The organism is Edaphobacter sp., from assembly GCF_028283685.1.
Classification (GTDB): domain Bacteria; phylum Acidobacteriota; class Terriglobia; order Terriglobales; family Acidobacteriaceae; genus Edaphobacter.
The window spans coordinates 376,721-400,889 of record NZ_JAPWKF010000004.1 but is presented as its reverse complement, the minus strand read 5'-3'; the positions used below and the strand labels follow the sequence as shown (position 1 = coordinate 400,889).

General features: G+C 60.0%; 27 protein-coding genes and 3 tRNA genes. 15 read left to right on the top strand and 15 right to left on the bottom strand.

What is annotated here, in order from left to right; translation table 11 throughout:
* Positions 1-41: 41 nt before the first annotated feature.
* The 7 genes from PW789_RS06800 to PW789_RS06770 form a co-directional block, all read right to left on the bottom strand.
* Positions 42-569: a bifunctional nuclease family protein gene (locus PW789_RS06800; RefSeq protein ID WP_299373338.1), complete on the bottom strand. Its 528-nt coding sequence runs from the start codon at positions 567-569 to the stop codon at positions 42-44.
* 2 nt (positions 570-571) lie between these two features.
* On the bottom strand, positions 572-1,951 hold the full coding sequence (gene miaB, locus PW789_RS06795) for a tRNA (N6-isopentenyl adenosine(37)-C2)-methylthiotransferase MiaB (protein ID WP_299373337.1): 1,380 nt from the start codon (positions 1,949-1,951) through the stop codon (positions 572-574).
* Positions 1,952-1,995: 44 nt separating this feature from the next.
* A tRNA-Glu gene (locus PW789_RS06790) sits at positions 1,996-2,072 on the bottom strand.
* Positions 2,073-2,097: 25 nt separating this feature from the next.
* Positions 2,098-2,174: transfer RNA gene (locus tag PW789_RS06785), tRNA-Glu, on the bottom strand.
* Positions 2,175-2,330: 156 nt separating this feature from the next.
* On the bottom strand, positions 2,331-2,606 hold the full coding sequence (locus PW789_RS06780) for a DUF507 family protein (RefSeq protein WP_299373333.1): 276 nt from the start codon (positions 2,604-2,606) through the stop codon (positions 2,331-2,333).
* Positions 2,603-2,881, bottom strand: a complete 279-nt coding sequence (locus PW789_RS06775) for a DUF507 family protein (RefSeq protein WP_299373330.1) — start codon at positions 2,879-2,881, stop codon at positions 2,603-2,605. The genes PW789_RS06780 and PW789_RS06775 overlap by 4 nt, the downstream gene beginning before the upstream one ends.
* Positions 2,882-2,954: 73 nt before the next feature.
* Positions 2,955-3,317, bottom strand: a complete 363-nt coding sequence (locus PW789_RS06770; RefSeq protein ID WP_299373327.1) for a ferredoxin — start codon at positions 3,315-3,317, stop codon at positions 2,955-2,957.
* Between the two features lie 131 nt (positions 3,318-3,448).
* Here PW789_RS06770 and PW789_RS06765 point away from each other — a divergent pair, with 131 nt between their 5' ends.
* The 10 genes from PW789_RS06765 (at position 3,449) to PW789_RS06720 (ending at position 13,141) form a co-directional block, all read left to right on the top strand.
* Positions 3,449-3,877: a hypothetical protein gene (locus PW789_RS06765; RefSeq protein WP_367182486.1), complete on the top strand. Its 429-nt coding sequence runs from the start codon at positions 3,449-3,451 to the stop codon at positions 3,875-3,877.
* Between the two features lie 10 nt (positions 3,878-3,887).
* A complete protein-coding gene (gene recJ, locus PW789_RS06760) occupies positions 3,888-5,705 on the top strand; it encodes a single-stranded-DNA-specific exonuclease RecJ (protein WP_299373321.1) in 1,818 nt (605 codons plus the stop codon).
* Positions 5,706-5,799: 94 nt separating this feature from the next.
* Entirely contained in the window at positions 5,800-7,041 is a 1,242-nt protein-coding gene (locus PW789_RS06755; RefSeq protein ID WP_299373318.1) for an efflux RND transporter periplasmic adaptor subunit, read from the top strand.
* A gap of 45 nt (positions 7,042-7,086) precedes the next feature.
* Positions 7,087-8,022, top strand: a complete 936-nt coding sequence (locus PW789_RS06750) for a tetratricopeptide repeat protein (RefSeq protein ID WP_299373315.1) — start codon at positions 7,087-7,089, stop codon at positions 8,020-8,022.
* Positions 8,023-8,078: 56 nt separating this feature from the next.
* A complete protein-coding gene (locus PW789_RS06745) occupies positions 8,079-9,404 on the top strand; it encodes a TolC family protein (RefSeq protein ID WP_299373312.1) in 1,326 nt (441 codons plus the stop codon).
* Positions 9,401-9,721, top strand: a complete 321-nt coding sequence (locus PW789_RS06740) for a hypothetical protein (RefSeq protein ID WP_299373309.1) — start codon at positions 9,401-9,403, stop codon at positions 9,719-9,721. Before PW789_RS06745 ends, PW789_RS06740 begins: the two co-directional genes overlap by 4 nt.
* 60 nt (positions 9,722-9,781) lie before the next feature.
* Positions 9,782-11,260, top strand: coding sequence for a hopanoid biosynthesis associated radical SAM protein HpnJ (gene hpnJ, locus PW789_RS06735; RefSeq protein WP_299373306.1), 1,479 nt, complete (start codon positions 9,782-9,784; stop codon positions 11,258-11,260).
* Positions 11,261-11,479: 219 nt separating this feature from the next.
* Complete coding sequence (locus tag PW789_RS06730; RefSeq protein ID WP_299373303.1) at positions 11,480-12,190, top strand: hypothetical protein; 711 nt, start codon at positions 11,480-11,482, stop codon at positions 12,188-12,190.
* 103 nt (positions 12,191-12,293) lie between these two features.
* The gene (locus PW789_RS06725) at positions 12,294-12,737 is read left to right on the top strand and encodes an EamA family transporter (RefSeq protein ID WP_299373299.1); all 444 of its coding nucleotides are present in this window, start codon (positions 12,294-12,296) and stop codon (positions 12,735-12,737) included.
* Positions 12,734-13,141 (top strand): EamA family transporter, encoded by a 408-nt coding sequence (locus PW789_RS06720; protein ID WP_299373296.1) that lies wholly within the window; start codon positions 12,734-12,736, stop codon positions 13,139-13,141. Before PW789_RS06725 ends, PW789_RS06720 begins: the two co-directional genes overlap by 4 nt.
* A gap of 46 nt (positions 13,142-13,187) precedes the next feature.
* Here the strand turns inward: PW789_RS06720 and hpnE are convergent, their stop codons facing one another.
* From hpnE to PW789_RS06700, 4 genes are read right to left on the bottom strand one after another with little or no spacing between them, the layout of a single operon-like run.
* On the bottom strand, positions 13,188-14,573 hold the full coding sequence (hpnE, locus tag PW789_RS06715) for a hydroxysqualene dehydroxylase HpnE (protein ID WP_299373293.1): 1,386 nt from the start codon (positions 14,571-14,573) through the stop codon (positions 13,188-13,190).
* On the bottom strand, positions 14,570-15,466 hold the full coding sequence (locus PW789_RS06710) for a phytoene/squalene synthase family protein (RefSeq protein WP_299373290.1): 897 nt from the start codon (positions 15,464-15,466) through the stop codon (positions 14,570-14,572). Before PW789_RS06710 ends, hpnE begins: the two co-directional genes overlap by 4 nt.
* The gene (gene hpnC, locus PW789_RS06705; RefSeq protein WP_299373287.1) at positions 15,463-16,431 is read right to left on the bottom strand and encodes a squalene synthase HpnC; all 969 of its coding nucleotides are present in this window, start codon (positions 16,429-16,431) and stop codon (positions 15,463-15,465) included. The genes PW789_RS06710 and hpnC overlap by 4 nt, the downstream gene beginning before the upstream one ends.
* Entirely contained in the window at positions 16,428-17,495 is a 1,068-nt protein-coding gene (locus PW789_RS06700; protein WP_299373284.1) for an alcohol dehydrogenase catalytic domain-containing protein, read from the bottom strand. The genes hpnC and PW789_RS06700 overlap by 4 nt, the downstream gene beginning before the upstream one ends.
* A gap of 116 nt (positions 17,496-17,611) precedes the next feature.
* Between PW789_RS06700 and PW789_RS06695 the strand changes: the two genes are divergently transcribed.
* Positions 17,612-18,391, top strand: a complete 780-nt coding sequence (locus PW789_RS06695; RefSeq protein WP_299373282.1) for an ABC transporter permease — start codon at positions 17,612-17,614, stop codon at positions 18,389-18,391.
* Between the two features lie 3 nt (positions 18,392-18,394).
* A complete protein-coding gene (locus PW789_RS06690; protein WP_299373280.1) occupies positions 18,395-19,237 on the top strand; it encodes an ABC transporter ATP-binding protein in 843 nt (280 codons plus the stop codon).
* Between the two features lie 20 nt (positions 19,238-19,257).
* Here the strand turns inward: PW789_RS06690 and PW789_RS06685 are convergent, their stop codons facing one another.
* Both PW789_RS06685 and PW789_RS06680 read right to left on the bottom strand, forming a co-directional pair.
* Positions 19,258-19,896 (bottom strand): flavin reductase family protein, encoded by a 639-nt coding sequence (locus PW789_RS06685; protein WP_299373278.1) that lies wholly within the window; start codon positions 19,894-19,896, stop codon positions 19,258-19,260.
* Between the two features lie 88 nt (positions 19,897-19,984).
* Complete coding sequence (locus tag PW789_RS06680) at positions 19,985-20,368, bottom strand: septum formation initiator family protein (RefSeq protein ID WP_299373276.1); 384 nt, start codon at positions 20,366-20,368, stop codon at positions 19,985-19,987.
* 104 nt (positions 20,369-20,472) lie between these two features.
* Here PW789_RS06680 and PW789_RS06675 point away from each other — a divergent pair, with 104 nt between their 5' ends.
* From PW789_RS06675 to PW789_RS06665, 3 genes are all read left to right on the top strand, one after another.
* Positions 20,473-20,997, top strand: a complete 525-nt coding sequence (locus tag PW789_RS06675; RefSeq protein WP_299373274.1) for a hypothetical protein — start codon at positions 20,473-20,475, stop codon at positions 20,995-20,997.
* A 143-nt stretch (positions 20,998-21,140) separates the two neighbouring features.
* The gene (locus tag PW789_RS06670) at positions 21,141-21,995 is read left to right on the top strand and encodes an MqnA/MqnD/SBP family protein (protein ID WP_299373272.1); all 855 of its coding nucleotides are present in this window, start codon (positions 21,141-21,143) and stop codon (positions 21,993-21,995) included.
* Positions 21,996-22,124: 129 nt separating this feature from the next.
* A tRNA-Lys gene (locus tag PW789_RS06665) sits at positions 22,125-22,200 on the top strand.
* 61 nt (positions 22,201-22,261) lie between these two features.
* Here PW789_RS06665 and PW789_RS06660 read toward each other — a convergent pair.
* Positions 22,262-23,182: a proline dehydrogenase family protein gene (locus tag PW789_RS06660; protein ID WP_299373269.1), complete on the bottom strand. Its 921-nt coding sequence runs from the start codon at positions 23,180-23,182 to the stop codon at positions 22,262-22,264.
* Between the two features lie 134 nt (positions 23,183-23,316).
* On the bottom strand, positions 23,317-24,135 hold the full coding sequence (locus PW789_RS06655; protein WP_299373267.1) for a dolichyl-phosphate beta-glucosyltransferase: 819 nt from the start codon (positions 24,133-24,135) through the stop codon (positions 23,317-23,319).
* Positions 24,136-24,169 lie beyond the last annotated feature (34 nt).

Sequence of the window (24,169 nt, the reverse complement as noted above, 5' to 3'; positions counted from 1 at the left end):
TCCTGGGCGGCAGAGGTCGTGCGGCTCTGCAGTTGACGCTGCTACATCTTGTAGCGGCCCATCTCGTCATCATTCAGATTTTCGAGCCAGCGGCGCATCTCTTCGGCGTTGATGGTCTGCGCTCCTGTAGCCGACTGCCGCGAGCTCTCGAGCACTTCGCGGTTGACGTAAATCGGGCAATCCCAGCGAAGAGCCAGCGCGATGGCGTCGGAGGGACGTGCATCCATGGCTACCGTCTCTCCTGCATGGTCAAGCCAGATGACGGCGTAGAAGGTATCGTCGCGCAGCTCGGAGACGACGACCTTGCGCACCTCGGCGTTCAGGTTGCGCGCCATGTTCTGCATCAGATCGTGCGTCATCGGGCGCGGTGTCGCTGTCTTCTCGAGTTCGAGCGCGATGGCGTTGGCCTCGAAGATCCCCACCCAGATCGGGAGCACGGCATCGCCGGCGACGTCCTTGAGCACGATAATGGGCATGTTCGTGACAGGATCCATCATGAGGCCGCGAATCTGCATTTCGACCTCGTCGGGGGTGTGCGCTGCTGCAACGTGCTGGCTCTGCGTCGTCATCTTCAGTTCAATACTACGAAAGGCTGCGGTTGCATCGATGCTGTTGCGAGGAACGGTACAGCGCCTTCAACAGCTTCGCCGACCAGGCAATTGGGCATCGTGCGGGTAATGTGGACCGGCAGATAGCTTCCGATCGGAGGCTGAATCTCACCCGGCGTGATGGTGAAGTTGACGGTCTTGTTCTGCGAGGAGCGGCCGACGACCTGGCCGCGCGCGGAGTTGTAGCTCTCGACCATCACCTCGACCTGCTGACCGAGATGACGAGCGTAGTGTTCGCGCTGGATCTCGCGCTGGCGGTCGTTAAGGATGCGCAGCCGCTCCGTCTTCAGTTCTTCGGGGATGCTGTCGATCATGGTGACGGCAGGCGTATTGGGACGAGGTGAGAACTTAAAGGCGAAGACAGCGTCGTAGCGCACGGCGCCGAGCAGCGTGATCGTCTCTTCGAAGTCGGCGTCAGTCTCGCCGGGAAAGCCGACGATCATGTCGCTGGTAATGGAGATGTCGCGCTTGGCTCCGTGAATCCAGCTCATGCGTTCCAGGTACCAGTCGCGGGTGTACTCGCGCGACATGGCTGCGAGGACGGCGCTGGAGCCTGACTGCACCGGAAGATGGATGTGGTCACAAAGCGCTGGCGTAGCGTCGATGGCCTCGACGATGTCGCGCGTAAAGTCGCGTGGGTGCGAGGTAGTAAAGCGCACGCGCTTGATGCCCGTGATGTTGCCGACGGCGGAGAGCAGCTCGGCGAAGCTGAGTTTGCCCGAGGGATCGCGCCAGGAATTGACGTTCTGTCCCAGCAGCTGGATGTCGGTAAAGCCCTGGTCGGCCATGCGGCGCGCTTCCACCAGCACGGAGGCCGAGGTGCGGGAGCGCTCCTTGCCGCGGGTGTACGGCACCACGCAGTAGGCGCAGAACTTGTCGCAGCCCTCGATGATGGTAATGTAGCCGCGGTGCGGGTTGGAGCGGGCGGTGAACTCGGTGTCGAAGGTCTCGTCGGTCTGGCGATCGTCGAGGCCGGTGATACGGCTCTCTCCCGCTTCAAGGCGTGAGAGCATCGAGGGCAGATTGCGGTACGAGGCAGAGCCCGCGACGATGGAGACATAGGGGGCGCGCTCAAAGATGCGTTCGCCTTCTTGCTGCGCAACGCAGCCGATGACGGCGAACTTCTTGCCCTCGCCCTGCATGCGCTTGTACTCGTTCAGCCGGTGAAAGACCTTCTGCTCCGCCTTATCGCGGATGGAACAGGTGTTGTAGAGGATCAACCCGGCTTCGGTCTCGTCGCTGACCTGCGTATAGCCCTCATGCTCCAGTGTGCCGATGACTTTTTCGGAGTCATGGGCGTTCATCTGGCAGCCGAAGGTTTCGATGTAAAACGTCTTGCTCACAGGCACAAGTATATCTCTCGGGCGGAAGACTTCAGTTTGGAGGGTGGTAGCGCCAACGGGGATCGAACCCGTACTCTCAGCCTTGAAAGGGCCGCGTGTTAACCAGTTACACCATGGCGCCAAAGGCTTCGTACGACTGAAGGATTTGGTAGCGTTACCGGGGCTCGAACCCGGACTCTTCGCCTTGAGAGGGCGACGTGTTAACCAGTTACACCATAACGCCAGATCCAGCTTGATTCAGGAGGATGTTCTCTCCAGCAACTTGGTCAGTATAGCAGGATTACTGCCGGAACTCCAAGTACCGGGACACGGTTTCTTATGTATCCCGCAACGAGAGAATCCGGAGCCGGCTGAACAGAAAAGGGGCTTCGGCAGACGGCTAGAGCCCCAGTTTCTTGACCTCGTCGTTGTAGTACTTGCGATAGAGGATCTCCCACTCCTGGGAGCCTTCGAGAATGATCTTGCGCTGCGAGGCGATCTTCAGTCGTGCCGCCGCGTCGATCCTGGTCTCTTCCATCAGCAGCTTTTCGAGAGCCTTGCGGGCCTCCTGGCGGATGGTGTTGCGATCTTCAAGGAAGTCGCACTCGGGGATCTCGGCCAGGGTATCGGCCACGGTGTGGGCAAGCTTATTCAGTTTGTCGCGGGAGATTCTCACAGCACCGCCTTGTACTTGCGGGCCAGCTCGTTTTTCACTTTTTTGAACATCTCCGGATAGCTGGCACCGGTCTTGCGCATGTCGTCCTGAAAAGCTTCAAGGATGACGCGAACTTCGTCGTTGATGCGGTCTTCGAGCGAGAGCTCGTCGACCATCGCTGCCGCGACGCGCTCGTCGAGGAGAGCCGGTTTGCCGGATTCGATCATCTTCTGCGCGATGAGATGCTTGACGGTCTGGCGGGCCAGATACCCTACGTAATCTTTAGAGAAGATCATGAGAAATTACCTCGAATATATCACGCCCGCCAGCGTGGAAAGGCTGCCCATCTGCATGGATCAGCTAGGCTTGCTACTTCCCTTTTGACTTGCGGTGCGGGCAGTGATCGGTGTTCAGGCAGCTGTCGGCCAGCCGCAGCCGCTCGACAGGCCGGCCGCCGACCAGGTGCTCGGTCACGATCTCTTCGACGTCGCCCGGGTGCACATTGCCGTACCAGACGGCCTCCGGGTAGACCACGACGACCGGACCATGTTCGCACTGGTCAAGGCAACCGGAGTCGTTTGCGCGGATCTTGTGCTTGAGGCCGGCATCTTTGATCGCGTCCTTGAAGGCCGATTTCAGCTTCTTGGAGCCTTCAAGGGCACAGCTGGGGCGGGCTGCGGATTCATCACGCTCATTGGTGCAGATAAAAACATGGTGTTCGAAGAGCGGCACGGCAGAACTCCTTTTCAAGCCCCGGAACGACCGGCGCTCTCCTTCATCATTCCAGAGATGCGACGGCAGCGTCTTTTTGAGACAATAGAAGTTCGATGCAGCCAGAAAACCTCATTTCGCTGAAGGATGACATGATTGCTTTCGTTGCCGGCCACGGCATGCGACGCATGAGCGGTTATGTCTCCGAAGAAGTTCCCACCGTCCTGTTTGAAGAAGAGAACCCTGATGGATGGAAGGACTTCGTCGAACTGGCGAAGGCTGCCGGAGCACCATTCGTAACGATGAGCGAGGTCGTGCTCGAGAAGGACGATATCGCGGCGTTGATCGAGCGCATCCGCGACCAGGTCTACCCGGACGATGACGCGCCGGAGATCGACGACGCCGAGCGCCTGGTACGCCACGTCGGCAAGATCGGCTACCTGCAGCTGGGCTTCGCTCACCAGGGCGTGATGTTCCTCTTCGAGGTCGCCACGGACTGGTACGACAGCTTCCAGGACCTGCTGGATACAGTGACCGATCTGGGCGGTATTGTGGTCGAAGACCGCGATACAGACGAATAAGGCAGAACCAGTGGTCGGAGCGCAGACCGGGAACCAACGCGACTGGATCACACTGGATGCACCCGCCGCGGCCGTCGCTGACGTGATTGCTGCAGCAGGCTGCCCGGAGGGTATAGCGCGCCTGCTGGTAACGCGGGGATTTGTGACCAGCGATTCGGTTGCAGCGTTCTTCTCCCCTTCACTAAGCGACCTGCACAGCCCTATGCTGATGCTCGGCATGCCCCAGGCAGTGGAGCGCATACGGCGAGCCATCGCAGCAAGCGAACCCATCCTGATCTACGGCGACTACGACGTCGACGGCACGACAGCGACCGTACTTCTGAAGACAGCCATTGAACGATGCGCACCGAAGGAGACCCCGGCGATCGTGCGCTACCACGTGCCGCATCGCATTCGCGAGGGCTACGGCATGCAGACGGGCGTGCTGGCCGATGCTGCAGCCGCTGGCGTCAGGCTGGTCATCAGCGTCGATACGGGCATACGCGCCTTCGCTGCGGCGGCCGAGGCCAAGACGCTCGGCCTGGACCTGATCGTCACCGACCATCATCTTCCTGACGACGCGGCAGGTGTACCGGATGCGTTGTCGGTGATCAACCCGGCGCAGCCTGGATGCCCTTATCCCTTCAAGTCGCTATGCGGAGCGGCGGTCGCCTTCAAACTGGCACATGCGCTCCTCGATGCGGCCTGCGACGATAATGCCGCACGGCGTCTGCTGGAGACGCGGCTGATTCCATCATTTCTGAAGCTGGTGGCGATCGCGACGATTGCGGATTCGGTGCCGCTGGAGGGCGAGAACCGCGTACTCGCGATGCTGGGACTGCGCGAACTGGCCAACCCGGTGCAACCGGGCCTGCGTGCGTTGATGGAGGTCGCGGAGATTCCCACGGACCGTGCGCCAACGGCGATGGAGGTTGGCTTCCGCATCGGGCCGCGCATCAATGCTGCGGGGCGCATGGACGTCGCCAGCGACGTGGTGGAGTTGTTCCTGACGCGGGATCAGGACCGCGCCCGCGAGCTTGCGGCGAAGCTGAATCGGCTGAACGATGAGCGGAAGGCGACGGAGGCACAGGCGTTAGAAGCGATCGACGCCCGGCTGGCGGAGATGGAAGGCACTCATGGAGGCTTCCCTGCCCTGTGCCTGGTGATGGATGACGCGGAGTGGCATCGCGGCGTCATCGGCATCCTCGCGTCGCGCATCGTCGACCGTACCGGTCGTCCGGCGCTGGTGCTGACGCATGAGGACGGCCACGCCCATGGCTCTGGCCGCTCCATCGACGGCTATCACCTGCTGGATGCACTGACCACGGCCCACACCTCGCAGGCGGAGGCACTCTTTACCCGCTTCGGCGGCCATGCCCACGCAGTGGGATTTTCGCTGCCCACCAGCCGGATTGCGCTTCTGCGCGAGTGCATGGAGGCCCACAGCGCGGAGATGCTGGCCGGAGAGCTGCTGTCGCCTCCTCTGGAGTGCGATGTGGAGTTGAGGCTTTCGGAGGTGACAACCGGCTTTCACGGCTGGCTGGAGCGCTGCGGACCATTCGGCATCGGCAATCCTGAGCCGCTGTTTCTGACTCGCGGCGTAACGCTGGCCGCGTTTCCCCGCGTCATCAAGGAGCGGCACGTCTGCCTGGAGATCAGTGACGGCAGCAACCGCATCAGCGCGATGGGCTGGGCACGGCGCGGGCTGAACTGGGCGGAACGGGCGTCAGCGATGAGCCTTGGGCCTGGGTCGAGGCTGGATATCGTCTATCGTCTGCGATTTAAGACGAACTCCTACTTCACCGGCCTGGAGCTGGAAATGGTGGAAATTCGGCACTCGCAGGCTTGATTCTGGCCGTGCGCGGGCAGGTTCTCCCGTGGAAGTAATTCTTTTGCTTCGTCTTGGCAATAAGGTGCGTCTTATATACTGACTATTCGACCCGATGCCGACGACCGAGACAAGACGCCTCAACCCCTATGCTCTAACCGGCATCGTTTTAGCAGTTGTTGCCATCGCCATTCTGGCGATTCGCGTGTTTACCCGCGAGGTCGTGGAGATTCGCGCCGCCGCCGTGACCCATCAGAACCTGGTGAGCACGGTTCCGACGAACGGACGCGTCGAGCCGATCAGCTATTTTCAGGCACATGCGCCTGCTCCCGGTGTGGTCGCCAAGCTTTATGTCCAGGTGGGCGATAAGGTCAAAAAGGGTGATCCGCTGGTCAGGATGGAAGATGCGGACGCCTCCTCCCGTGTTGCGACGGCGCACTCCAGCCTAACCACCGCTGAGGCAGCGGCGCATGACCAGGCTCAGGGAGGATCGCAGGAAGAGCGCCTCTCGCTTAATGCCGATCTGGCCCGGGCGCAGCAGCAGAAGCAGCAGGACGAGAAGAATCTCGTTGCCCTGCAACAGCTACAGCAGAAGGGTGCCGCCTCGGCTGGAGAGGTTGCCGCGGCCCAGCAGCGTCTGGACGCAGCCAACGCTTCGCTGACCAGCCTTAAGCTGCGCCAGACCGATCGCTACAGCTCGACTGACAAGGGCCGGGTGCAGGCGCAGGTCAAGGATGCGCGTGCCGCAGTCGCCGCAGCCGAAGCAGGCTACGCGAACGCCAATATCCGGGCACCCTTCGCGGGCACCGTGTATTCGATCCCCGTCTCGCAGTACGACTATGTTCCTGCCGGCGAAGACCTGATGGACGTCGCCGACCTGAATCGCATTCAGGTGCGCGCTTACTTCGATGAGCCGGAGATCGGTAAGCTGGCAGTCGGACAGGCGGTGAAGATCGTATGGGATGCGAAGCCCAATCAGACCTGGCATGGCCATATCAGCCGCGCACCTTCGACCATCATCACCTACGGCACACGAAACGTCGGTGAGTGCATCATCACGGTGGACGATGCACAGGAAGACCTGCTGCCGAACACCAATGTGACCGTCACAGTGACGACCTCTCAGCGCTTCAACGTGCTGAGCGTTCCCCGCGAGGCGCTGCACACCGAGGGCAACAGTGACTTCGTGTATCGCGTAGTGCAGGGGACGCTGGTACGTACGCCTGTACAGGTCGGCGCGCAGAATCTGTCGCGAATCGAGATCATCAGCGGGCTGACCGAAAAGGATACGGTCGCCCTGAATGCCACCAGCAATCGCGATCTTTCCAACGGATTGAACGTCAAGATCGTCGAATAGCCTATGGTTTTTACCCGATACCGATTGCAGCTTGGCGGTGCGCTTGTGGCTGCCTTTTTCTTGTTCGGCGGCCATGCTCTTTATGCACAGAATGCGCAGGCGGTACAGCTGCTGAATCAGGGCCGCGTGGATGAGGCCTCTTCCCTTCTGAACGGAACTCTGGAGAAGCAGCCGAACAACGCGCAGGCGCATCAGCTTCTCTGCCGCGTGGAGTACGCCCAGGATCAGGGGGATAACGCCGTGCACGAGTGCGAGCTTGCCGTGCAGGATGATCCTTCGAACGCCATCAACCAGGTCTGGCTTGGCCGCGCCTATGGACTCAAGGCATCACAGGCCAATATGCTGAGCGCCTTCGGCATTGCGAAGAAGGTGCATACGGCGTTTGAGCATGCACTCGAGATCGACCCCACCAATGTCGAAGCCATGAGCGATCTTGGACAGTTTTATGTTGCTGCGCCGGGCATCGTCGGCGGCGGTGTGGATCGGGCCCGGGGGCTCGTGGACAGACTGATGGATCGCTCCGCGGCACGAGGCCACCGGCTGCTGGGACAGATTGCAGCGAAGAAGAACGATCTCAGCACCGCTGAGAATGAGTTCAAAGCAGCGGTCGCGGCAGGAAAGACGCCAGAGGCGTGGGTCGATCTCGGCCTCTTTTATCAGACGCACGGGCAGGCCGATAAGGCCGTTGTGGCGCTGCAATCGAGCATTGAAGCAAACCACCAGAAGAATGCCGCGCTGGTGGATGCAGCCAGCATCCTGACGGACCTGCACCAGCGGCCCGATCTCGCCGAGAAGTGCCTGCGCGACTATCTTGCCTCGCCGGCAAAGACGGAGCTGGCACCCGCGTTCAAGGTGCATCTACAGCTGGGCGATCTGCTGAAGCAGCGCGGCGATCTCCCTGGAGCAAAGCACGAGTACGCAGCGGCGCTTGCCATGGCCTCAAAATTTGCTCCCGCCATCAAAGCACAGCAGGGGGCCTGAGCGTGAAAGGCGATACCATAAACACGACCCGACGTTCGAGGAGCCTCACGCAATCTATGACCCGTCTCCGTTGCCTTCTGACCGTGGCCTCTCTTGGCGCGGCTGCTGCCCTTCCCGCGGCGGCGCAGATCTCCTTTACGACGGCGATTGACCTGGCGCTGAAGAATAATCCTCGTGTGCTCGGGGCGCAGGCCGAGGTCGAGAAGGCGAAGTTTGAGCTGAAGCAGACCAAGGATGTCTACATCCCGACGCTGAGCGTGGGATCGGGTATCGGTTACACCTACGGCTTCCCCTTTGGCGCGCCATCGCTCTTCAACATCACGTCGCAGTCGCTGATCTTCGATCAGTCGCAGGCAAACTATATCCGTTCGGCCCGAGCCGGGCTTGAAGCGGCAAATCACCACCTGGGAGACGTGCGTCAGCAGGTGATGGAAGATGCGGCGATCACCTACATCACGCTCGATGCCGATTCCGAGCGCATTAAGGCAGCGGTCGAGGAATCGAACGATGCGGCCGAGCTGACGAAGATTGTGCAGCAGCGGCTGGATGCAGGCCAGGATACGCCGGTGGAGTTGACGAGGTCCAAGCTGACGGCGGCGAACCTTCGGCTTCGGCAGATTCAGCTGGAGGACGATGCAGGAAACCAGCGCGAGCACCTGGCACGGCTGACGGGACTTCCCTCCGATAACCTGCGGACGGAGCACGAGACGATTCCCTCGCTCACAGGCGCGAACTTTACTCCCGTCAAAGACACGGCGTTGCCGGAGTCCATTCGCGCAGCGTACTCCGCTGCGGAGTCGAAGCTGCAGGCGGCATTCGGCGACGACCGCAAATTGTATCGTCCGCAGATCGGCCTGGGCGTGCAGTACAGCCGTCTGGCGAGCTTCAACAATTACAAGAACTATTACAACAACTTCGACAACTACAACAACGTCCAGATCGGCCTGCAGTTCAACCTGCCGCTGTTCGATCGCAGCAAGCGCGACAAGGCACATGAGTCGCTGGCTGAGGCACAGCGCAGCCGATACGAGGCTGATGCGGCACGCAACCAATTTCTAGAGGGACGCTTCAAGATGAGCCAGGCGGTACGCGAGCTGGAGGCGAAGCTGGAGGTGGCGCAGCTGGAGCGCGAGCTGGCGTCGAACCAGATTGACGTCGTCCGCATTCAATTGCGCGATGGCAGCCCCAACGGTCAGCCCGTGACGCCGAAGGAAGAGCAGAATGCTCGCATCCAGGAGCGCGCGCGTTACCTCGACTTTCTGGATACCGATTTTCAGCTGCATCAGACAGAGATCAACCTGCTTCGCGCGAACGGCCAGCTGGAAAATTGGCTGCATGCAGCGATACAGTCTGAGGGCATCAGCGCATCTAAGCCGCAATGAGCTGGAAGGCGATTGCCACGCTGATTGTCGTCGTTTTGCTTGTCGCTGCAGGGGCAGGCTTTGTTCGAGACTCCCGTATCGACACTGATTTCCCATCGGTCAGAGCCAAGTCGGATGAGGCTGCCGTAAGGCAGTTACTGGGAAATCCTGCCACAATTCAGGGCTCGTGTGCGGCTTATGACACCTTCGTCATGCCCGGTTGCGACCACGTCTTCATCTACCGTTCAATCTTCTATCCGCTTCGCTCCAAGTATTGGCTGGTATTTTTCGATAAAAATCAGCAGGTTACGGCCACGTCGGGCCAGATGGAACCATAGCCGGAAACCATCGATTCCTGTCCCTTTTTGGGTTACCGAATGGTAAAATTGAGGGTGATCATGCCTCTCAAGACACTGTTTCTGAACCCGCCCTCCTTCGAGAACTTTGACGGCGGCGCCAGCTCCCGCTGGCCCGCAACCCGCGAGATCGAGTCGTACTGGTATCCCGTCTGGCTCGCCTATCCCGCCGGCATGCTCGAGGGCTCGAAGCTTCTCGATGCCCCGCCGCATCACGTCTCGGCTGAAGAGACCATCGAGATTGCGAAGGGCTATGAGTTTCTCGTGCTGTTCACCTCGACTGTAGGCTGGTCCGGCGACCATGCTCTGGCACAGGCAATCAAGAAGGCCAACCCGATCATCAAGATCGCCTTCGTCGGACCGCCGGTCACCACCGACCCCGACCGCGCTCTGAACGAGTGCAACGTGATCGACTTCGTCTGCCGCCGCGAGTTCGACTTCTCCGTCGTCGAGTATGCGAACGGTAAGCCGCTGAACGAGATCCTCGGCATCAGCTACAAGGACGCCAGCGGCGTCATCCAGCACAACCCCGACCGTCCTCAGGTTGAGGATCTGGATGCGATGCCCTGGGCCACCAAGATCTATAAGCGCGACATGGATGTGACGCGCTACAACGTGCCGTTCCTGCTGCACCCCTACATCTCGCTCTATTCGACGCGCGGCTGCCCGGCGCAGTGCACCTTCTGCCTCTGGCCGCAGACGCTCTCCGGCCATGCCTGGCGCAAGCGCTCGTCCGACGACGTTGCCGCCGAGATGAAGTGGGCCAAGGAGAACTTCCCCGAGGTAAAGGAATTCTTCTTTGACGACGACACCTTCAACATCCAGAAGGCACGCACCATCGAGCTGTGCGCGAAGCTGAAGCCGCTCGGCATCACCTGGTCCTGCACCTCGCGTGTTACCACCGACCGCGACACCCTCAAGGCGATGAAGGAAGCAGGCTGCCGCCTGCTGATCGTCGGCTTCGAGTCGGGCGATCCCCAGATCCTGAAGAACATCAAGAAGGGCGCAACCGTCGAGCGCGCACGCGACTTCGTAAAGGACTGCCACGACCTCGGCCTGATCATCCACGCCGACTTCATCCTCGGCCTGCCGGGCGAGACGAAGGAATCGATCTGGAATACGATCAACTTCGCCAAGACGCTCGACTGCGAAACCATCCAGGTCTCCGTCGCGCACGCCTACCCGGGCACGGAGTTCTATGACTTCGCCAAGCGCAACGACTTCATCACTAACGAGAACATGGAAGACGGCGGCGGTCATCAGATGGCGCACATCGAATACCCCGGCCTTCCGACCGAGTACGTGATGGAGATGGTGCACAAGTTCTACGACGAATACTACTTCCGTCCCAAGGCCGCCTTCCGCGTGGTCTGGAAGGCAATCGTCAATCGCGATGTACCGCGTCTCTACGTCGAGGCAAAGAGCTTCATGAAGCTCCGCGCACAGCGCAATAAGGCTGCCCGAGCCAAGAAGGAAGAGAACGCGCTGAAGGCGCAGGAATCGGTCAGCATGAACGCGTAGTCCTCTGCAAGGCATGATGCTGAACGGCGACCGGATCTCCGGTCGCCGTTCTTCTTTAAACATCCATTGATGAAATACGGCTCATAACGCTGCCCGATACCTTAATGGTGAAAACCATCTCTATCAGGCCTCGGCGACAGAGATCAGCGCGCAGCGATAGAATGCCTTCACCGCAGGATGATTCAGCTGTATCACTCCATCGCCGCTTGAAAGGAATCCATGATGCCCTCTCTCCATCGGAATTTCGCCATCGTCGCCTTCGCCACTTTACTCACTGCACCACTGTTCGCGCAGCAGGAGACGCCTGAGACCAACCGCAAGGTCACCGGTGGCGGCATCACTGTAAAGGGCTGGCAGGGCAAGGTTGATGCCGATGCCGAGAAGGCCGGGCAGACAGTGAACGATGCCAAACTTACAGCAGAAGGCAAGGTGCTGCAGGTAACCACCGGGCCGGCGATCACCTATTGGAGTCCGAAGAATAAGGCGAAGGGCGATTACAAGGTGTCAGCAACATTTACCGAACCGAAGTTCATGAACCTGAATACGCATCCGCATCCATACGGCATCGTGATCGCTGGCAACGGCATGGGGACGGCAGATCAGAGCTACATCTATTGCGCAGCCTACGGCAACGGTAACTTCATCGTGCGCGGCTTTGGGCCGGAGCCATTCCAGCTGAACGGCCGTCGTGAGGCAAACGATGCTGTCCACAAGGCAGCAGGGGTGGGACAGCCAGTGACACAGGAGATCGCCATGCAGGTGAAGGGCGATACCGTCTCCTGCATCATCAATGGCACAACAGTAAAGAGCTTCCCCAAGAGCGACCTGATCACAGCGGGCAAATTGAAGTCGACCGACGGACTCTACGGCATCCGCTTTGCGCACAATACCGATGCGACGGTGAGCAACCTGAAGGTGACGAAGCCCTAGAGAAGCTTTTCCCTTCGAGGCGATTACCGGCGATCTCGACGCTCCGTTTGATACCCTTAATAGTGGCCGCTCATCTCTCAGGAGACCGTGGCCACTTTCTTGTATGAAGCACGCTCTCAAGCCTTCGCAGTACGCCATTCTTGTCGCCGTGATGCTGACGGCCTCTGTGGGAGACACACTCCTTTCACGCGGCATGGCCGAGGTCGGCGCCGTCGATCTGCAGCACCTTGGCCTGCTGTGGAAGGCGTTGTTCAATCCCTTCGTCGCCTCGGGCATCGTGCTGCTGATCGGATTTTTCGCCAGCTACATGACGGCGTTGAGCTGGGCCGATCTGACGTTCTTGATGCCAGCGACAGCGTTCGGCTATGTCGTCATTGCACTGCTGAGCCGGTTCTGGCTCCATGAGCAGCTCTCCGCCTATCGCTGGACGGGAATTCTTCTGATCGTCTGCGCCGTAGGCTTTGTGGCTGGTGGACCTTCGCGCACAGAAGATCCGGCGTCAGAACACCATGAACTCGACATCATGGATTCAGGAGCCGGACGATGATGGCGGCTCAACCGGGAGACCTGCTGCGGCAGTGGAGCTCAATCACAGGTGTGGCAGCTCTCGCGATTGCAGGCGAGGTGCTCATCGCCTCCGCGATGCGCGACCTGGGAGATCTCGACAATCATCGGACGGGACCGGGGCTCAAAGGTTTTCTGGGGCCGGTGAAGGCTGTGCTCTCGAACGGCAAGTTTCTGATCGGTGCTTCCTGCATGGCATTCAACTTCTTCGCCATGTTGTGGGCGCTGTCGATCGTGGATCTGTCACTGGCTGCGCCTGCGATTGCATCACTCACCTACATTGGCAATGCCATCTGCGCCAAGCTGGTGCTGGGCGAGAACGTCGATCAGCGGCGCTGGCTTGCTGTGCTGTTTGTGTGCGTCGGCGTAATTTTGATCGCCCATTGATCGGGCTTCTACTCCCTGCGCAGCGCCTACGCTAAAGTACTGACCTTCAAGCGCTGAAGAGCTTCATCAGACCTGAAGCGGGCAGCTCCGCGGCCATGAAGCGACTGCGTTGTCCGGCAACCTCGCCGGCGGCAAGACGTCCGCTGCGGATGGCACCTTCCATCGTCGAAGGCCATTCCGTCTGCGTCCAGTCGCCCGCGAGATAGAGGCCGCGCCACGATGTCTTCTGCGAGGGGCGATAGCGGTCGAGGCCGGGCGTTACGGAGAAGGTAGCGCGAGCTTCTTTCAGTACTCCACTTTTGAGGAGCTTGGCGTTGCGTGCCTGGGGGAAGAAGGTCTCGAACTCGCGCAGCGCGGAGGCAAGGATCTCTTCCCTTCCCATCTCAAGCTCCGGCCAGGATGCGGAGATGACCAGCTCCTGGTAGGAGCCTCGCTCAATCGGCCAGCGACGGATACGCGACTTGGTGAAGACCCACTGAATACGTGTGTCGAGCAGCACGGCGTGGTCGAGGCCGGTGACATCACGGTCGTACCAGAGATGGATGGTCGTGATCGGCGCAGGGACAAATTGCTCGTAGGCCTGCTGACGCGAGGCCTGCTCTGCTTCTGACTGTGGAAGCGTCGAGAGAAGATTGTGCGTCTGGCGGAAGTCACTGGCAAGCACGAGGCTCTCTGCAACGTGCTCTTCCATGCCACTGCGAACGAGCCAACGCCCATCGGGGTTTTGCGCGATGGAGTCGACGCCGGACTTGAGACGCAGATCAACTCCCAACTGCTGTGCGTAGGTGACGATGGGCGAGAAGAATTCGGTGAGCGGAGCGGCAGGCACGCCAAGGCGGCCTGCCTGTGGCGAACGCAGGAACGATTCGTGAAAGACCTTTCCGGCGTACTTAACAGAGCAGCGTTCGAAGTCATCGTTGAGGGCACCGACGACAACCGGCTCCCAGAAATGCTTAATGGCACGCTCTGTCTGACCGGTGCGCTTGAGCCAGGAAGCGAAGCTCTCACGGTCGTCCTGTGGAAAGCCGGTCAGGAACCGCATCAGCCCCGAAGCGACTGCAGTTTTATCTGCGAGAGAAAGCATGGGCGCAGCCAGAAAACTGAGAGACTGATGCCCCGGAGCGGGCAGGCCGCTGGGCTTAAGCAGGCTGCGGTTGCCGTTCGGCTCCATGAAGACGAGCTCGTCGTACCAGCGGATACTCTCGGACATGCCCGACTTCGCCGCGAGATCAAGCAGGTTGGTGCAGCAGCCGACGACGACGTGCTGCGAGTCGATGGTCTCTGCAAGCGCGGGATGCTGATAGGAGTACGCGCGGCCGCCGATGTAGGGGCGGCGTTCGAGCAGGGTGACCTTTGCACCGGATTCAGCGAGAGCCACTGCAGCAGAGAGTCCCGCGATTCCAGCACCAACGACGAGAACGTCGTCGCTCATGCAAGCACCCGGTTGCCGAGCGACATGACCGCTCCCTGAGCGAGGATGCCGAGCTTCTTCGGTGTAGCCACGCTGATGCGCTCTGTGAAGACCTCATAACCGCTGCGCTCAATCTTCTTGAGCAGGCCGTGATAGATGGTGACGAGAACCCAGAGGGCGGCCCGCGAGTCAGCGTCAATCATGGGAAGCAGCTTGTCGGCGGAGGCGTAGTAGCGCTCGGCGCGATTGCCGATCTCACCTAACAGTGCGCGCTCGCGCGACTCCATGGAAGCCCCGGCGGCGAGTGCATGAATACGTTCTTCCGCCACCTGGAACTGTGCCATCAGGTCGAGCGGCAGATAGATGCGGCCACGCTCGGCGTCTTCTTTGACGTCGCGAAGAATGTTGGTGAGCTGGAAGGCGACGCCGGTCTCCTCGGCGAGTTTTTCTGCACGCGGATCGGTGTAACCGAAGACGCGGATGCAGACGAGCCCGACAACGGAAGCAACGAGGTAGCAGTAGCGATAGAGATCGTCGAAGGTGGCGTAGGTCTGCACGGCCGTGGCCTGCGGTTCGAGGTCCATCGTCGTTCCCTGCACCAGCTCTTCCAGAAGCTGGTCAGAAATCTGAAAGCGGCGCTGTGCATCATTCAATGCGATAAAGACAGCATCGTCGGTCAGTGCACCGTTACGCGCGTCACGCCAGGACCCAACCCACAGCGCCATCTCGATGCGACGCTGCTCGATGGAGATGGACTCATCGTCGGCAAGATCGTCGGCGCGACGCATGAAGGCGTAGATCGCGCACATGGCATCGGACTTGTGGCGTGGGAGAACGCGGAAGGCGTAGTAGAAGTTCTTCGCCTCACGCTTCGCGATCTCGCGGCAGACGGCGTATGCCTCGGGTATGGTCACCGTTTGGCTCCTTTGATTCCGGAGCGAAGCTTTTCAAACACCGAGCCCGCAAGCAGGGTCAGCTTTTTGGTCTTCGAGACGACCGGACGTCCGCGAAGGGTGTCGTAGTCCTGTGCGACGATACCGTCGAGGATAGCGTCGCCGCCCTTGCGAAAGAGGTTGAGGGTGACGGCAAGCTCGCGGTCGACGCGGCTGGCGATGACTCCGCCTTCACGCAGCATGGAGCGGGTGCGCGTCACGAGATCTTCCATCATGGCGCGAAAATCAGGCGTGAAGACACGGCCGAGGATCTGCCCCTCGTCGATCTGGAAGCGGTCCATCGACTCGGCGGGAATGTAACGGCGGCCACGTTCTGCATCCTCGACGGTGTCCTGCCAGAAGTTGGCAAGCTGCAGCGCGGTGCAGACCTTATCGGAAAGAAGTGCGCGCTCCTCATCACGATAGCCGCAAACCCAGAGCACGAGACGGCCGACAGGATTGGCGGAGTAGCGCGAGTACTCGACAAGCTCTTCCCAGGTGTTGTAGTGGGTCTTGACCTGATCCATGCGGAAGGCAAGCAGCAGATCGTGGAAGAGCTGGCGAGGAATATCGCAGGCAACGATCGACTCATGCAGCGCCACAAAGACCGGGTGCGTGGAGCGCTCGGGCTGGTCGTAGCATTCGTCGAGCATGGCACCCCATGCCTCAAGCAAACGTGTGGCGACAGCAGGCGATTCGACTTCGTCGCCGAGATCGTCGGAGACACGGCAGTAGGCGTAGATGCTCTCGAAGTGCGGCTTCACCTTCTCGGGGAGAAAGAAAGTGGCGACATGGAAGTTCTCGTAGTGCGAACGCGTGAGCTGGGCGCACCACGCCTGGGCCTCAGCGAGCGATGGCCGTTCGAGAGGAGTGAGATATTGGTGAGGAGCGCCCAGAAGAGCAAATTCGGACGTGCTCAACTCACTCGACGTGCTGAACTCACTCAACGCGGCGCTCCCTCAGGAAAAACGGCTGTCTTGATCTCCCGCGAGCCACCGCTGCGCCTCATCATGCCAGCGAAAAGGTCGCGGACGCGATCGAGTGAGACACGGCCCGTAATGGCCTCTTCCGACCGAAAGCGGCGACTGGTGATCAGATCAAAGGCGGTGCGGCAGGTGGCCGGCGTGTGATGAAAGCTGGCCTTGAGGGTGATATCGCCGTAGTGAAGACGATTGGTATCGAGCTGCACCTGCGTACCGGAGGGCGGGCCGCCGAAGAAGTTGACCACACCGCCTTTGCGAACCATGTCGACGGCCCACTCCCAGGTAGCGGGCGTGGCGACGGCCTCAATAACGGAGTCGGCGCCGCGACCTTCGGGAGTCAACGCGCGAGTGGCGGCGACGACATTTTGTGTAGCCGTGGTCTGGACGACCTGACGAGCGCCGAAGAGCCTGGCTGTAGCCACCTGGTCGTCCCGCTTGACGACAGCGATGACGTTCTGGCCGGCAAGCTCGGCGACATGCATGAACATCAGGCCGATGGGGCCGGCACCGATGACCACCATCGTGTCTCCGGGGCGGGCTTCGGTCTCTTCGAGGCCGCGGACGACGCAGGCCAGCGGCTCAGTGAGAGCGGCGTGCTCGAAGGGGATGCCATCGGGAATATGAAGCGTATTCTTTTCAACGATGCGGGCAGGAATGCGGATGTATTCGGCGTAGGCACCATTGTTGAACAGCAGATCATCGCAGAGATTCTGCTGTCCCCGGCGGCAGAAATAGCAGGCATCGCAGGGGGCAGAGTTCAGCGCGACAACCCGATCGCCCAACTTAAAGCGGGTGACGCCATCGCCGATCTCTGTGACGGTTCCGGCCAATTCGTGACCGAAGGGGATGGGCGGTGTCAGCATCATGGCGTGATAGCCGCGACGGTAGACCTTAAGGTCGGTGCCGCAGGTCAGGGCCGCCCCGATCTGGACGACGATCTCGCCTGCACGGGCTTTGGGGATGTCGATACACTCTAATCGCAGGTCTTCGCTGCCGTAGAGCACTGCCGCCTTCATCCGGGATTCCATCTCTCTTCTATTTTCTCACCTTCAGGGGCCAATTCCTATCCTCCTACGACAAAGCCCATCAACAAGATGCACACTCCTCGCCTGGACGCGCATCTGATACTCTGAGCCACAGACACATGCCCTTCGTCTCTCCAGAGGACTTTGCAAAGCAGAAGATCGGCGCGGTGCAGGATTACTCGATCCTGGCATGGCAGGCGATTGCAAATTTCTTTTCCCGGCCACGGTATATGGCCGATGTCTACACCCAGATGGATTTGATCGGTGTGGGCTCCCTCCCGACGATCGCACTGACAGGTTTTTTTACCGGTTCGGTGCTGGCGCTTCAGTCAGCGACCTCTTTGAAGGCCTTCGGCGCCACCAGCATGACCGGAAACCTGGTTGCCCTCTCGATGGTGAAGGAGCTGGGACCGGTGCTGACAGGATTGATGCTCGCCGGCCGCAACGCCTCGGGCATGGCCTCGGAGCTGGGCTCGATGAAGGTGACCGAGCAGATCGACGCCATGCGTGCCCTCGGCACTGATCCGGTTCGGAAGCTGGTTACGCCGCGGCTGTATGCCACGGTCGTAATGCTCTTCTTCCTGACGATCGTGGCGGATGCCGTGGGAATCGCGGGCGGTGCTCTGGTCAGCGTCACCATGCTGGGCATGAATGCCTCGACCTATTTTCACTCCTCGTACCGTTCCCTGGAGTACGCCGATATCGTCCAGGGTTTGACCAAGCCAATGTTTTCCGCGTTCATCATCGCGACGGTGGGGTGCTATTTCGGCATGAACACCAAGGGAGGAACCCAGGGCGTCGGTCGTGCCACCACACAGGCCGTCGTGGTCTCCTCGATATTTATCATCATCGTCGACTTCCTCGTCAGCCGCGGAATGATCGGCATCTTCGGGAGGTAGGCGATGTCCCAGGAGCTTCTTCCCCGAGACGAGGCCACGCTGAAGGTCGCATCACCTCACGAACCCATTGTGGTCTTCGAGAACGTCTCCATCGTCTTTGACGAGAAGCCGGTACTGCAGAACATCTCCTTCCGGGTCAACCATGGCGAGACCTGCATCCTGCTGGGGCCGGCCGGCGGCGGCAAATCGGTCCTGATGAAGCTGGCTAATGGACTGATTCGACCGGACTCGGGGACGATCCTGATCTTCGGAGAAGACATCACGCGCATGTCAGAGGACGAGCTGTACAAGATGCGCGAGCGCGTGGGCATGGTGTTCCAGGAGTCGGCGCTGTTCGATTCCCTCTCCGTCGAAGACAACGTGGCCTACCGTTTGCATGAGAACCAGGTACCGGAGGCAGAGGCGCACGAGCGCGTAGTGGAGGCTTTGCGGTTTGTCGAACTGGAGCAGGCGATTGCGAAGTTCCCCTCGGAACTTTCGGGCGGTATGCGGCGGCGCGTCTCCATTGCGCGGGCAATCATCGCCAAGCCGGACCTTATCCTGTATGACTCACCCACCGGCGGCCTCGACCCGATCACTTCGACCACCATCATCAAATTGGTGATGAAGCAGCGAGACGTCAGCCACACGACCTCCCTGCTGATCACGCACCGTCTGCAGGATGCCTTCACGCTGGCGATGAATCGGTTCGATTCCGAAACCAACACGATGAAACGCCTTCCGAACAACGGCACCGACGAGACTACAAAGTTTTTGGTGCTGAACGAGGGCCGCATCGTCTTCGATGGAACCACCATGGAATTGGTACGCAGTGCCGATCCCTGGCTAAAGGAATATCTCTCCTAAATACGCCCTGAACCTCCTCGCTACTGTTGCCTCTTCTTCCATTCCGAGTACGGAACGCGGGGAATGGTGAGGAAGCTGTCGCGCGTGCGGACGTAGTTGCCGAGACCATTCATGCGGCCGATGGCGTGAAGTTCTTCGGAACGCACATAGGGTCCAGCCGGATCGATGAACTGATCTTCGATGTAGATAGAGACGACGCGGCCCAGGATAATCCGCGAGCGGCCGATCTCGAGCGTCGTGTGCTCGCGGCATTCCAGCGCCGCATGGGCGGAGGCGATGCGGGGAACCTTAACGACAGCGGAGGGAGTCGTCGCAAGGCCTGCCATCTCAATCTCAGAGATCTCGGCCGGAAAGTCCGTCGCGCAGATATTCATCTGCTGCGCGAGGTCCTCGGTGACAACATTGACGACAAACTCGCCGGTGCGACGGATATTGCGCGCCGTGTCTTTGGGAACAAACGCCTCGTCGGGGCGGTTGGTGACGCCAATGCCGACGATCGGAGGATCGGTGCAGAGATAGTTATAGGCACTGAAGGGAGCTGCATTCAGCAGGCCGGCTTCGTTCATGCTGGTGACAAGGGCGATAGGCCGCGGCGCCACCAGTCCGATAAGCAGGTTGTAGATCTCGCGCGGTGCAGCCTTTTCGATGTCGAACTTCATACGGTCTCCCTCCGTCTAGCGTAACGGAGACCTTGCGGGAAAGAGCGTCTGCTGCAGCACTGCCCAACTTCGCTTATTTCCAGCTTCGTTAGTTCTTTGCTGCAGTCTTTGCAGAATCAGAGCCTGGCAGCGTGTAGATAACCTCGCCGGGGCGGGTGTAGTGCAGCTCTTCGCGGGCCTGATGCTCAATCGCGTCGGGATCGCTCTGAAGGCGATCGACGTGGTTTTTGAGCAGGTCGTTCTCCTGCTGCAGGCTTTTCACCTGCATGTCGAGTGTCCGGGCATCGTGGCGCTTCTGCTCGTAGGCGGTCAGGCCATTCTGGCCGAAGACGACGTGGTATGCGACGGCGATCACCAGCAGCGCAGCCCCCACCGTGACGCCCTTGCGCCAGCTGGTCTGGGCTTGCTCCAAAAGACGAAGGGCAAGCCGTGGCTTGGCCTGCATCGCGCCGGGAGTGCCTGTATTCGCCATCCTTATCGAGGATAAGTTTTGGGGCGGGGAGCGCAAGGGGAAATCCTGCCCGGCTGCAAGGATGTACCTGGTTGGTACCGTCGACTAAGGAATCTGCGCTAAATGTGATAAAGCAGCGCAGGCTGGCTGCCGTCATATGGAAGCCCGTCGCAGCGATTTACGCACGGAAACGACTGCGCCTTGATATCCTTCTGGAGGTGCTGATTCTCTTCATCATCTCGGTGGTCTGCCTTGTTGCGCTGATTGGCGTGGGCGTAGCGATGGTGAGGCACGTACGTGCCGGACAGCGCCGCAAACAGGTGCAGGCTCCTCCAGCTCCCAGCTTCGAACAACATCTCCACGCCGCGAGAGAACATGCTCCGAGCCCAGAGCCGCGTCAGGTTCCTCATCAGCGGGTCGAATCGATCTCATCACGAAAGCAGTGGAACAAGCCGTCGGAGGCCGTGGAGATTGCTCCGCGCGTGGGTCCCGCGGACAAACAGACCCATCAGAGCCGCCGCAGCCAGTCCATCCCGCGTCATGAGCCAGTTAGCGCAGAGGACAACGCCTATGGCGATCTGACAGACCCTCATCCGTCACGCCCCCTTCGCATCGCCTCCGGCAGAACCGCTTCAGGAGGACGCTACTAATGCGAAAGGACTTTTTTTATGCACTCCACACTTACGTCGTCGCAGATACGCTGAGTCGTTGGCGCCGCACGTAGATTTTTTTTGAGCCACAGACGCTTCGGTGGCTTCCTTATCCGCTTCAACCAGACGAAGGAATTTGCATCATGAATGCCTCACAGACTGAAACACAAGAGATCAGCATTGCCCACAGCCCAGACTCCGATGACGCGTTTATGTTCTACGGGCTGGCCACGAACAAGGTTCGCGTGCCGGGGTACAAGTTTACGCATGTGCTGACCGATATCGAGACGCTGAATCACAAGGCGATCAACGAAGCCTTTTACGATGTGACCGCGATCTCGTTCCACGCCTATCCGTACCTGCAGGACAGCTACACGCTGATGGCCTGCGGCGGCAGCGTGGGCGAAGGCTATGGCCCGATGGTCGTCGCCAGCCCCAAGGTGTCGCTGGCCGATGTCAAGAAGACCCGCATCGCGATTCCGGGAACGCTGACCACCGCTTACCTGGCGCTGAAGCTTTACTATCCCGACTTCGAGACCGAGGTCGTTCCCTTCGACAAGATCATTCCCGCGGTGACGGCAGGCGAGTTCGATGCCGGCCTGATCATCCACGAAGGACAGCTCACTTATGCCAACGATGGCCTGGTCAAGCTGATCGACCTGGGACAGTGGTGGCGCGAGGAGACAAGCCTGCCGCTGCCGCTCGGCGGCAACGCAATCCGCCGCTCGCTGGGACAGGAGACCATGGTGATGGCGACCAATGCCCTGCGTGACAGCATTCAGCACGCGCTCGATCACCGCGAAGAAGCGCTGGAGTACGCGATGCAGTTCGCGCGTGACCTGGACCCCTCCCTGGCGAATCGCTTCGTCGGCATGTACGTCAACGAGCGCACGCTGAACTACGGCGATGACGGCCGCGTGGCGATCAAAAAGCTGCTGGAGATGGGCTACGATCGCGGCATCATCCCGCACAAGGCGAATGTGGACTTCGTCGGCTAAAAACTATGGCCTGCGGCGTTCCAAAAATGCCGCAGGCTGTGCTATTCTTAACAAGTTGATCGATTGAAGCCAGCGTGCTCACAGCAACATGGCTCTCGACAACGCTCCACAAACGGATGTCATCATCCTGGACGCGTAGCTCAACTGGCAGAGCATTCGACTCTTAATCGACAGGTTGAAGGTTCGATTCCTTCCGCGTCCACCATCACTTCTAATAAAAAGCGAGCATCCCTTCGATGCTCGCTTTTTATTTCCGCAAAACTTCGCTAGCTCTTGAGGAAGTTCTTGGCCAGGAAGAGTACGTTCGCCGGACGTTCCGCCAGGCGGCGCATGAAGTACGGATACCATTCCGGGCCGAAGGGCACATAGACCCGAACACCGAATCCCTGCTTCGCCAGCTTACGCTGCAGATCGCGGCGAATTCCATAGAGCATCTGGAACTCGAAGTTAGACTTCGGAACTCCCTGCTCGCGAACGAAGGTGAGCAATCTTTCGACGATCGCCTCATCGTGCGTGGCGATGCCGCAGAAGACGCCGGAGGTCATCATGCGCTGAGCGAGCTGAATATAGTTGGCATCGACGTCAGCCTTGAGAGGAAATGCGATCTCGGCGGATTCCTTGTAAGCTCCCTTGCAAAGGCGGATCCGGATTCCCTGCCCGAGGAGGCGTTCGGCATCGCTGGAGGTACGAAAGAGGTAGGCCTGCAGGACGGTTCCCACGTGCCCCTGCATGCCGGGGCGCGAGTGAAGGCGTTCGGTCATGCCGATGGTCGCCTCCGTGTATGGGCTTCCCTCCATATCGATGCGGACGAAGGAGCCGGTAGCAGCGGCATGTTCGACCATCTTTCCGACGATGGATTCTGCCAGCGCGGGATCGAAGTCCATGCCCATCTGCGAGAGCTTGACGCTTACATTGGCGTTCAACTTCCGCGCGGCGATGGCATCGAGCATCTGGTGGTATACCGCGGAGGAGCGCTGCGCCTCGGCCTCCGTCGATACGCTCTCGCCCAGGGCATCGAGCGTAACGGCGATGCCTTCACGGTTGACCTGCTCGCATGCGGTCAATGCCTCTTCGATACTCATGCCGGCGACGAAGCGGTCAGACATCTTTCGCCCCACGGAGGAGCGTTCGGAGAAGGAACGGAGGGATTTGTTCTGGGAGAGAGCGATAAAGAAGGAACGAAGCAATGCGCGGAGACTCCTGCGGCCCGGCCTGACGGTCAGAGATATTGTGGCATGGAATTGGGAGCAACCCCAGCACCGAGAATGAGAACGGGAAGAGCCTCAGCCCTTCCCGTAGAAAACGTCTCTTGAGCCTGGACCTACTTGCTCGGGAGAGTGGCCTCGGCAGCAGGCTTGACCTCGACCGGGCGGGTCACCATCGTGCTGGTATCACGCATGGCGGCGATGGCGGCGTCGTAACGGCCAGCCACGGAGTTGGCGCGAATGCGAGCCATCTCTTCCAGCATCTTCATACCGTCCTTCAGATAGCTGATGCGGGAACGCTCGTCGTGACCCCAGGTGACCGGAACCTCACGGATATCGTACCGAAGCTTGCGGGCGATGAAGAGAATCTCAGGATCGAAGCCCCAGCGCTCGATGGTCTGCAGCCGAAAGATGATCTGCGCCGGCCCCCGGCGAAAGGCCTTGAAGCCGCACTGCGTATCGCGGAAGGGTAAACCCATGACGCTACGGGTGATCCAGTTGAAGCAGCGGCCAAAGAACTGGCGATAGAGCGGCTGATGGATCGTCTGACGGGTGCGGTCGAGCCAGCGCGAGCCGATGGCGACGTCAGCACCATCCTGAATGGCTGCGATCAGGCGCTCGGCCTCTTCCATCGGGGCCGAAAGATCGGCGTCCGTAAACATGACGATCTCGCCAGCGGCCTGCAGCAGGCCGTTGCGAACCGAATATCCTTTGCCGCGATTTCCAGGGTTCTGTACCAGGTGCAGACGGGGATAGACTGCCATCCAACGCTTGACGATGGCGGCGGTATCGTCTTTGGAGCCATCGTCGACAACCAGAATCTCCGCGTCCCAGCCTTTGTCCGCGACTGTGGACGTTACGCGATCCAACGCGTGCTCAATGCGAGCACTTTCGTTGTACGCCGGAATCACGATACTGAGTTGTGGATGCGCCATTTCTTCTCGCTGACCTTCCGAAACACCTGTCAGG